This window comes from Pseudomonas sp. FW305-96 (assembly GCF_058783825.1).
In genome coordinates, this window is record NZ_JBYSYW010000066.1 from 1 (window position 1) to 2,779 (window position 2,779).

Genomic DNA, 2,779 nt, shown 5'->3' on the forward strand with positions numbered 1-2,779 from the left:
GCAAATTGCTTGGGTGTTATATGGTCAAGCCTCACGGGCAATTAGTATTGGTTAGCTCAACGCCTCACAGCGCTTACACACCCAACCTATCAACGTCGTAGTCTTCGACGGCCCTTCAGGGAGCTCAAGGCTCCAGTGAGATCTCATCTTGAGGCAAGTTTCCCGCTTAGATGCTTTCAGCGGTTATCTCTTCCGAACATAGCTACCCGGCAATGCCACTGGCGTGACAACCGGAACACCAGAGGTTCGTCCACTCCGGTCCTCTCGTACTAGGAGCAGCCCCTCTCAAATCTCAAACGTCCACGGCAGATAGGGACCGAACTGTCTCACGACGTTCTAAACCCAGCTCGCGTACCACTTTAAATGGCGAACAGCCATACCCTTGGGACCGGCTTCAGCCCCAGGATGTGATGAGCCGACATCGAGGTGCCAAACACCGCCGTCGATATGAACTCTTGGGCGGTATCAGCCTGTTATCCCCGGAGTACCTTTTATCCGTTGAGCGATGGCCCTTCCATACAGAACCACCGGATCACTAAGACCTACTTTCGTACCTGCTCGACGTGTGTGTCTCGCAGTCAAGCGCGCTTTTGCCTTTATACTCTACGACCGATTTCCGACCGGTCTGAGCGCACCTTCGTACTCCTCCGTTACTCTTTGGGAGGAGACCGCCCCAGTCAAACTACCCACCATACACTGTCCTCGATCCGGATAACGGACCTGAGTTAGAACCTCAAGGTTGCCAGGGTGGTATTTCAAGGATGGCTCCATGAGAACTGGCGTCCCCACTTCAAAGCCTCCCACCTATCCTACACAAGCAAGCTCAAAGTCCAGTGCAAAGCTATAGTAAAGGTTCACGGGGTCTTTCCGTCTAGCCGCGGATACACTGCATCTTCACAGCGATTTCAATTTCACTGAGTCTCGGGTGGAGACAGCGCCGCCATCGTTACGCCATTCGTGCAGGTCGGAACTTACCCGACAAGGAATTTCGCTACCTTAGGACCGTTATAGTTACGGCCGCCGTTTACCGGGGCTTCGATCAAGAGCTTCGCTTGCGCTAACCCCATCAATTAACCTTCCGGCACCGGGCAGGCGTCACACCCTATACGTCCACTTTCGTGTTTGCAGAGTGCTGTGTTTTTAATAAACAGTCGCAGCGGCCTGGTATCTTCGACCGGCGTGGGCTTACGCAGCAAGTGCTTCACCCTCACCGGCGCACCTTCTCCCGAAGTTACGGTGCCATTTTGCCTAGTTCCTTCACCCGAGTTCTCTCAAGCGCCTTGGTATTCTCTACCTAACCACCTGTGTCGGTTTGGGGTACGGTTCCCAGTTATCTGAAGCTTAGGAGCTTTTCTTGGAAGCATGGCATCAACCACTTCGCGCTCTAATGAGCACTCGTCATCAGCTCTCGGCCTTGAGATCCCGGATTTGCCTAAGATCTCAGCCTACCACCTTAAACTTGGACAACCAACGCCAAGCTGGCCTAGCCTTCTCCGTCCCTCCATCGCAATAACTGGAAGTACAGGAATATTAACCTGTTTTCCATCGACTACGCTTTTCAGCCTCGCCTTAGGGACCGACTAACCCTGCGTCGATTAACGTTGCGCAGGAAACCTTGGTCTTTCGGCGTGCGAGTTTTTCACTCGCATTGTCGTTACTCATGTCAGCATTCGCACTTCTGATACCTCCAGCAAGCTTCTCAACTCACCTTCACAGGCTTACAGAACGCTCCTCTACCGCATCACCTAAAGGTGATACCCGTAGCTTCGGTGCATGGTTTGAGCCCCGTTACATCTTCCGCGCAGGCCGACTCGACTAGTGAGCTATTACGCTTTCTTTAAAGGGTGGCTGCTTCTAAGCCAACCTCCTAGCTGTCTAAGCCTTCCCACATCGTTTCCCACTTAACCATGACTTTGGGACCTTAGCTGACGGTCTGGGTTGTTTCCCTTTTCACGACGGACGTTAGCACCCGCCGTGTGTCTCCCATGCTCGGCACTTGTAGGTATTCGGAGTTTGCATCGGTTTGGTAAGTCGGGATGACCCCCTAGCCGAAACAGTGCTCTACCCCCTACAGTGATACATGAGGCGCTACCTAAATAGCTTTCGAGGAGAACCAGCTATCTCCGAGCTTGATTAGCCTTTCACTCCGATCCACAGGTCATCCGCTAACTTTTCAACGGTAGTCGGTTCGGTCCTCCAGTCAGTGTTACCTAACCTTCAACCTGCCCATGGATAGATCGCCCGGTTTCGGGTCTATACCCAGCGACTAAAGCGCCCTATTAAGACTCGCTTTCGCTACGCCTCCCCTATTCGGTTAAGCTCGCCACTGAATATAAGTCGCTGACCCATTATACAAAAGGTACGCAGTCACCTAACAAAGTAGGCTCCCACTGCTTGTACGCATACGGTTTCAGGTTCTATTTCACTCCCCTCTCCGGGGTTCTTTTCGCCTTTCCCTCACGGTACTGGTTCACTATCGGTCAGTCAGTAGTATTTAGCCTTGGAGGATGGTCCCCCCATGTTCAGACAAAGTTTCTCGTGCTCCGTCCTACTCGATTTCACTGGCAAGAGATTTTCGTGTACGGGGCTATCACCCACTATGGCCGCACTTTCCAGAGCGTTCCACTAATCTCAAACCAGCTTAAGGGCTGGTCCCCGTTCGCTCGCCACTACTAAGGGAATCTCGGTTGATTTCTTTTCCTCAGGGTACTTAGATGTTTCAGTTCCCCTGGTTCGCCTCTTGCACCTATGTATTCAGTACAAGATAACCAGCTTATGC

At 52.4% G+C, this 2,779-nt stretch carries 1 rRNA gene (cut by a window edge); it reads right to left on the minus strand.

From position 1 onward, the window contains the following. Positions 1–20 precede the first annotated feature (20 nt). Positions 21–2,779, minus strand: a 23S ribosomal RNA gene (locus AC3WL2_RS25725); it runs 155 nt beyond the window's last position.